Here is a 7,094-nt window from a genome sequence, read left to right as displayed (position 1 = left end):
CAAATATTAACCAATGGTCCGCGTTGGAAGAATAAGAAAAAAGATAAAAAAGTAAAAGTTATAATTGCGTTTTAAAATATATTCTTTCTTCATCTTGCATTACGTTTGTACAAAATACCATTATGAATAAAATTTTTTTTATTGGCTTCATCGCTGTTTCATTGCTTACAGCAAATGTAAAAGCCCAGGTTGCCATGCCTGCAGCCAGCCCAACCCAAACAATTATACAAGATTTCGGAATGGGCAGAATTGAACTTACCTATAGCCGTCCCGGTATAAAAGGCCGCCAGTTATTTGGCGAGAAATCAGAACTGGCTCCCTACGGTAAACCCTGGAGAACCGGCGCAAATGCCGCTACCAGAATTCGTTTTACTGACAAGGTTGCAATAGGCGGCAAAACACTCGACTCTGGCCGTTATGTTATTTATACAATTCCTGCTGCAGGCCAGTGGGATGTAGTGTTCAGCAAGGGTACTACTTACCCTGGGCAAGACGGTTTTAAGGAAAGCGATGACGTTGTACGCGTAAAAGCACCCGCTGCAACTATGGACGTAAGCCTTGAAACATTTACAATACTGTTTAGCAATGTAAAAAATGAAAGCTGCGATTTACAACTTGCCTGGGGCAATACTGCAGTTTCTGTTCCTATCACAACAAACATTAAAGACCGCATTCGTACTCAGCTAGAAGCTGCGCTTAAAGGTGATAAAAAACCTTATCAACAAGCTGCTGGTTACTATTATGAGTATGAAAAAAATTATCCGAAAGCTTTGGAAAACATAAATAAAGCAATAGCTGAAAATCCTAAAGCTTATTATATGTACCTCACAAAAGCGAGAATTCAAAAAGACATGGGCGACAAGGCTGCTGCAAAAGCAAGCGCTCAAAAAACTGTCGAACTTGCTAAAGAAGGTAAAAACGACGATTACGTAATTTTCGGAAACGAGCTGTTGAAAAATTTATAAGAACCTTTTTAATAATGTAGAGCCCTTGCAATGCAGGGGCTTTTTTTATGGAGCCAGCCCCGTAAATTGATGCAGCTTTTCTTGCGTCGCACTCGTGTACGGGGGGGTCTTTGTGGTGCTGCAGTTTGCCCTGTTTTATACAGGTTCAATTTCAAATCGACACCTCATCCTCGTTCCTTCTCCTATAGGAGAAGGATGCCTCGCTGCAATAGGTTTATACCTTTTGATAAAGCAAACTTGAAAGGTTTAGAACTAACGAACTTTAACCAGAGGACTTTGAATATTCTTTTAAACTAACAACAGTTATTGCATAAGGGACATCAGCCGGTTGGGTGCTGAGCGAAGCGAAAGCATTTGGAAACATGCGTAGCAGTTTCGAAAACAAGCGGGTGGAGTCCCGTTGCAATAACGAAGCCTTGCGGCTTGAGCAAAAACTTTGGAAGTTGATCACTCCTTTAGGCATTAAAGTAAAATTCATTTAACCCCCAGAGGCTTCACTCTTTTCGAAACTCCATTCTCATTAAAAGCTTCTATAGAAAAATAATATTGTTGGTCGGTAGATAAGGCTTTTAGGTTTAGAGCGTTTTTTCCGTACACCATCCACGAACTATATAACTTGTCAGGAGCGATACCCCAAAGGATGTTATAGCCTTGTGAACCTGGTTGAGCGTTCCAGGTAATCATTGCGTCTCTTCTATCAACTTGTCGCGTTACTGAAAAGTTTTTTACTACGGATGGAGCCTTTCCCTGTCCTATACCAAAAACCCGCAGATCAGAAATAGACAAATTAGTCATGGGAGCATGAATATTGTTGTAACGGATATATCGCACTGTTTGTGGCGTGCCCAACTGCACATAATCATTTGGAACATCTCTGAAACTTTTGCTTCGATCTACCAAAGTGATCCAGGTTTGTCCATCAATAGAGCCTTCTATGGTATATCGGTGATAAAGATTGGGAACCCTACCATACAAGTCAGATTTGTAATCGTGGTAGTTTACCTGGACAGCATAAACGGCCGCGGGTTTCTGAAGGTCGATCTCCAACCATTGCTTACTGTCATTTTTCTCCGCCACCCAAAACGTTTTTACGTTTTCGTCAGTAATTACGGTAGCAGGATATTTATCTAAAAACGACGATGCTTTAACCGGCTTATTATATGACAACAACATCCACCCCGTAAACTGTCCCATCTTGCCCGCAATGGTTGGTGCATGATGCGGATAGTCACCAAACGAAGTATTAGAATACATCAGTCCATCTTTATCAAACCAGGCGGGGTACATGCAAATACGTCTCTCCCATCCCACATTTATATTTACTGCCGCAGACGCAAAATGCCAATACTCATTTGACGGACCCATAACGGTACTTCCATGTCCTGCGCCATTTGAAAAACCACCAGGCTTATAAAAAACAGGATTATTAGGTGCATAACGATAAGGGCCGAGTACGGAGTCGCTCATATACACTCCATCAGCATACACGTTGAACTCAGTGCCCGGGGCGCCGTATTGCATGTAGTACTTATTGTTGTGCTTCGTCAGCCATGCTCCTTCCATATAGCCGCTTAAAACAGTGTCCGAATGATTTTCGCCAAATCGCTCCCAGCCATGCTTCTTCATATCAAGGCCAAATAATTTATAGGTAGAATCTGAGGCACTGAAACGATGGTTTTTATCCAAAATCTTTGCTCTTATCGGAAACACATTGGATGATCCCCAAAACATATAAGCTTTACCGTCGTCATCTATAAACAAGTCAGGATCCTGTAAATCGTTTAATATAGATGGAACCGCTTTCCAGTCTCCTTTTTTTGGGTTATCAGTATATAAAATACTCATAGAGCCAGAAGGATCACCGGCAACATACAAAACGGAGTCTTTATAGTTATGGGCTGCAGGCGCGTTTGAACCCTGGAAATACCATTTCTCAGGTGTTATAAATCTCCAGTTTAGTAAGTCGGCAGAATGCCAATACCCCAACGAACGGGTAACAAACATGTAATACTCCCCCCTAAATCGTACCACTGCAGGATCTGCTCCTGAGCGATACGAAATGTTTTTGTCTGCGTTATAAATCATATAAGTGTAATCAAGATTTACAGGATTACAGTAAGTGGTCATTTGGGCCTCCTGGGCATTAACCATGGAAAAAAGACTAATACAGATAATATAAGTAGTCAGAAAACTTTTCTTTATCACATTCATTTTGGCAAGAGTTAGTGAGTGACCTATTTTGAACCTCGGAAATTAAGTGCATCTATTACTAAAAACATCTAATCTTCAGCTTCAGTTAGTTTAACGGTACAATACTTGACGTAAGTTAAATCTTTAGAGTAAAAAAGAGGTAAGGCTGGGGATGGTAATCCAGACTTCTTTAAGAGGTTTTAGTAGGAAGATATTTAGTCTTGAATTAATAGATTAAAAGCGGATGTAACTAAAAAAATCAACAATAGTATCAACATCAGCATCGAAAAATTATTCTGATGCTTTCTTCGTCTTCTTAATTCTTTACTTACCGTCATTTTCAATTGAATTTTTGTAAAATGAAAAAAAGTAATAGAGTTCCATTCCTTCTCATATTTGAAGAATAGAATAATTTTAATGAGAAAGATTAATGAGAAAATGCCTCCTAATACGATCTGACTCAATGGTATTAGTTCTCTTATATTGATCATACAAAAATTTTCTTAATCCCTGGTATAGGTCGACTATACAAAACCGTGCCGTTTGTATAATCGCAATTTACAGGCAGCAGTTGCCTTGAAGTCTTAGTGATAAAGAACTACGCTACGATATCCACTTAAACTAGATGTACCCTATGTACCTTTGCCCTACTTTCAATTACACTCAGTGCTTTATACCTGTGCAAAATATCTAGTAAGATCAGCGCTGTTGATTTTTTTCCGAAAAATTGTTTTTGAAAGCGGCGTTTCGTCTCATCAAAAAGGTCCTTTGCTGCTGGCTTGTAATCATCCAAACTCTTTTTTAGACGCCTTATTGATTGGCTCTTATTTTAAACATCCTGTTCATTTTTTAGCGAGAGGAGATGCCTTTAAAAACCCGCTCGTTAAAAAAATATTATCAGCATTAAAAGTCATTCCTATCTACCGCCTAAGTGAAGGAAAAGAATGTTTAGCTTTAAATGATACGACTTTCGGGAAATGCACAGATATTCTGGTGAACGGGGGAATTGTATTAATTTTTTCGGAAGGGCTTTGCCTACATCAATGGAAACTTACCTCACTAAAAAAAGGAACCGCACGCATTGCTCTAAACGCATGGAAGCAACCAGAAATAGCGGACAGTTTCTGCATATTGCCGGTTTCCTTAAACTATAGCTCGTTTACGCGATTTAGAAAAAATGTAATCATTGATTTTGGAGACACAATACGCCACAACGAAATACCAATCGGGAAACCTGAAGGCCAGCAAATTATAGAATTAAATAAATTAATTTCTGCAAGGTTAGAGAAAGGCTTGCTATTAGAAGCGAATGACCAAAGTACCATACAGTTTCTCTTGTCAAATTTCTGCTTGCTAAACACAGGCAACCATAAACTGATTATGTTTTTGAAGAAAAAGCAAACTCTCTTTAATAATCGTTCAAATGCTATGTTTGACAAATTAAAGGGAACCAAAAAAGTATCACTTTCCACCATTAGTTTCATCGCCTCTACTTCTGTAGTTTTTATACTATTTATACCTGCTGGCGTTGGCTTGCTTCTCCATTTGCCTTTATACGCACCTTTTAAAAACTATATAAAAAAGAAGACACAACGAACTGTATTTTTTCATTCCGCTTTGTTTGGTGGGTTAATAATTATCTATCCTGCTTACTCCATTATTATGATCGCGACGGTTGCTATCGTGTTTGAAAGCAGCACCTTTTTTACAGCCATCGTTGTAATGCCCTTTTTAGCGTTTATAGCTTTGGTGTGGATGGATTGTCTGGAACGTATTATCAACCATAATAAGTTGTCGAAAATTGAAAGGAAAGAAATACGGACGTGGAGATTTAAGTAGGCTTAGATGTACGCCGGATGAATAGCTAAAAGTATACGAGCGTGAAGGGAAGCCGCCGCAGCTCCAAAATCAGACGCTCATTCAAAAAAATCTCTATATAAATATTTCATAAAAGCACCAATGTAAAATCTTGTACGGCTTCTAAAAATCAAGAAATTGTACACTTATCTGTATACCAGCATTTCTTTGTATTTGTTCACCATGTCTTGCTGCAAGGCGCCACCCTTATACATCTGCAAAATCCGCCCGTTAGCCAACTGCACTTTTAGCCAGCTATTTGTCTCATATTTCCGGGCAGAAATAAGTGCTGCCTTGCGAAATATTTTATATCGGCCTGCCTTTTTTGCCCTTGTTACAATGTCATAATCTTCCATTATAAGCATTGGTTCATCAAAGCCTTTTATAGCATTAAAAAGGGATGTAGTCATAAACAAGGTCTGATCGCCACCATAACTAATGAACCAATCGAAGCGGGTAAAAAAAGCGTTGATCTTTAAAATAAATTTTTTGCTATCGAAAACTGTTCGGTAGCGTCCAAAAGCATAACCGGCAGATACGGCTTGGTTAATATCATTTACAAAAGTCAGCGGGGGAAAAGTATCGGCATGAATAAAGTAAAGAATATCACCGAGCGCTATAGAGGCTCCATAATTCATTTGTGCTGCCCGGCCTTTGTTTGCAGATAACACTGCCTTTACACCAAACGACTGCGCAATCTTTATAGTTTCATCCGTACTTCCGCCGTCGGAAACGATGATTTCGCAATCATTCTTTCCACTATTGGCAACCAGGTAAGAAACAAGCCGGGCAATATTGTCCGCTTCATTATAAGTTGGAATGACAATGCTAATCATAGGCAATTATAAAGCATTTTTGTTGCCAGCATCCGTTCATCTTTGATGCTTTGGTTGTGTCACTCACTTGTACGGCATCTTTTTATAGCGGCCGCCTCATTTCGGTGTACACTCCAAATGGCAAATTGGACACTCCTAACATAAAAGCAAAAAAGTGAAGATCAGGATAAGGTGTTTGCAGATTTCCTATCTTTATTTATGCTTTTAAATTAGAAAATAATCATCAGGCCGACGTGGATAAGTTGCTGGAGTTTGCAAAGCAAAATAATTGAAAACTGTCGGTAATAGACGACACTGATGCTCCTCATCTTCCCGGAAAACCTCTTACTGAAGAGCAAATAAACCACTTAATAAAAAGAGCAGAAAAAGCGGAAAAGCTTATATCGAGAATGCACATGAACTGATCAGGAAAAGTTTCCATGCGGATTAAAACAGCATTTTGGCAAGCTTGGTTACCTTATCAAAACCTGCCACGCCTCATCAACCTTATATTCATCCAACAATTTTGCTGCGTGTTGATGCTTTTTGATTTCAAGCTCCTTTGATTCTACAGGCAGATCGGTATAAAGGTTTTCAAGGTGTTTACTTGAAAAAGCTAAATCAGGCAACGGAATTTGTTGCACGTTTGCCAGCATGCCTAAATGATTCCCGGTAAGAATTTTACTTGTTCGAATATTTTCGGGGAGTGCGTCTATTCCAATTCCTATCAGCACATTGGGTTTTGGTACTATGAACAAATTTTCTTTTGAAACTTTACAATACCAGTCGCCGCCTAATCGTGCTACCGGTTCTAATTTCGTTTGATCAAATTTTTTATCTGGTGTAAGTAATTCATCCTCTATATGCAGGCATACAACTTCACAAATAACCAAATTACCGGCACCACCTTCTGTGCCTAATGATTTTATTTGGAGTACCCTACACTCGAGTTTTGCTTTACTCTCTTTCACCATTGGCGGTCTTACCATCGTGGCAGTTTCCTTTGTGAAGCCTGCTTTTGAAAACTCATCAACACCTTTTGCAAATTCACAACTTGCCAGAGAAGTTTGTTGAACCATATCGTAAGAGACCATGTTGATTACCACTTCCGGTACTTCCATTACGTTTTGTAAAGTGTGCTTGGTAGTATTGTCTCTTACCCGGCGCGAAGGAGAAAAAATAACAATTGGCGGATTTGAAGAAAACATATTGAAAAAGCTAAAAGGACTGAGATTTACGTTTCCTTCTTTATCAATTGTTGAGGCAA

Annotated in this window: 6 protein-coding genes; 2 read left to right on the top strand and 4 right to left on the bottom strand. The window is 39.1% G+C overall.

Going from position 1 to position 7,094, the window contains the following annotated elements; all coding sequences use genetic code 11:
• Window positions 1–122 precede the first annotated feature (122 nt).
• Window positions 123–965, top strand: a complete 843-nt coding sequence (locus JWR87_RS07845) for a DUF2911 domain-containing protein (RefSeq protein ID WP_297817948.1) — start codon at window positions 123–125, stop codon at window positions 963–965.
• A 474-nt stretch (window positions 966–1,439) separates the two neighbouring features.
• On the opposite strand, the gene JWR87_RS07840 is transcribed toward JWR87_RS07845, so the two are convergent.
• Together JWR87_RS07840 and JWR87_RS07835 are read right to left on the bottom strand one after the other, a co-directional pair.
• Window positions 1,440–3,176 (bottom strand): family 43 glycosylhydrolase, encoded by a 1,737-nt coding sequence (locus JWR87_RS07840; protein WP_297817945.1) that lies wholly within the window; start codon window positions 3,174–3,176, stop codon window positions 1,440–1,442.
• Between the two features lie 194 nt (window positions 3,177–3,370).
• Window positions 3,371–3,646, bottom strand: coding sequence for a hypothetical protein (locus tag JWR87_RS07835; protein ID WP_297817942.1), 276 nt, complete (start codon window positions 3,644–3,646; stop codon window positions 3,371–3,373).
• 217 nt (window positions 3,647–3,863) lie between these two features.
• On the opposite strand from JWR87_RS07835, the gene JWR87_RS07830 reads away from it, so the two are divergent.
• Window positions 3,864–4,994 carry a 1-acyl-sn-glycerol-3-phosphate acyltransferase gene (locus tag JWR87_RS07830; protein WP_297817937.1) on the top strand — a complete coding sequence of 377 codons (1,131 nt, stop codon included), beginning with the start codon at window positions 3,864–3,866 and terminating at the stop codon, window positions 4,992–4,994.
• Window positions 4,995–5,158: 164 nt separating this feature from the next.
• Here the strand turns inward: JWR87_RS07830 and JWR87_RS07825 are convergent, their stop codons facing one another.
• Together JWR87_RS07825 and JWR87_RS07820 are read right to left on the bottom strand one after the other, a co-directional pair.
• The gene (locus tag JWR87_RS07825; protein ID WP_297817934.1) at window positions 5,159–5,848 is read right to left on the bottom strand and encodes a TIGR04283 family arsenosugar biosynthesis glycosyltransferase; all 690 of its coding nucleotides are present in this window, start codon (window positions 5,846–5,848) and stop codon (window positions 5,159–5,161) included.
• Window positions 5,849–6,300: 452 nt separating this feature from the next.
• Window positions 6,301–7,094, bottom strand: a 794-nt coding sequence (locus JWR87_RS07820; protein WP_297817931.1) for a flavin reductase family protein, incomplete at its 5' end; no start/stop codon positions are given.

The organism is Segetibacter sp. (assembly GCF_025963695.1).
Lineage (GTDB): Bacteria > Bacteroidota > Bacteroidia > Chitinophagales > Chitinophagaceae > Segetibacter.
This window is presented reverse-complemented; position numbering and strand designations above follow the sequence as displayed.

Bases quoted from the DNA above. Each gene is read 5' to 3' on its own strand.
- JWR87_RS07845 (WP_297817948.1), top strand. From the start codon at position 123: ATGAATAAAATTTTTTTTATTGGCTTCATCGCTGTTTCATTGCTTACA.
- JWR87_RS07840 (WP_297817945.1), bottom strand. From the start codon at position 3,176: ATGAATGTGATAAAGAAAAGTTTTCTGACTACTTATATTATCTGTATT.
- JWR87_RS07835 (WP_297817942.1), bottom strand. From the start codon at position 3,646: ATGATCAATATAAGAGAACTAATACCATTGAGTCAGATCGTATTAGGA.
- JWR87_RS07825 (WP_297817934.1), bottom strand. From the start codon at position 5,848: ATGATTAGCATTGTCATTCCAACTTATAATGAAGCGGACAATATTGCC.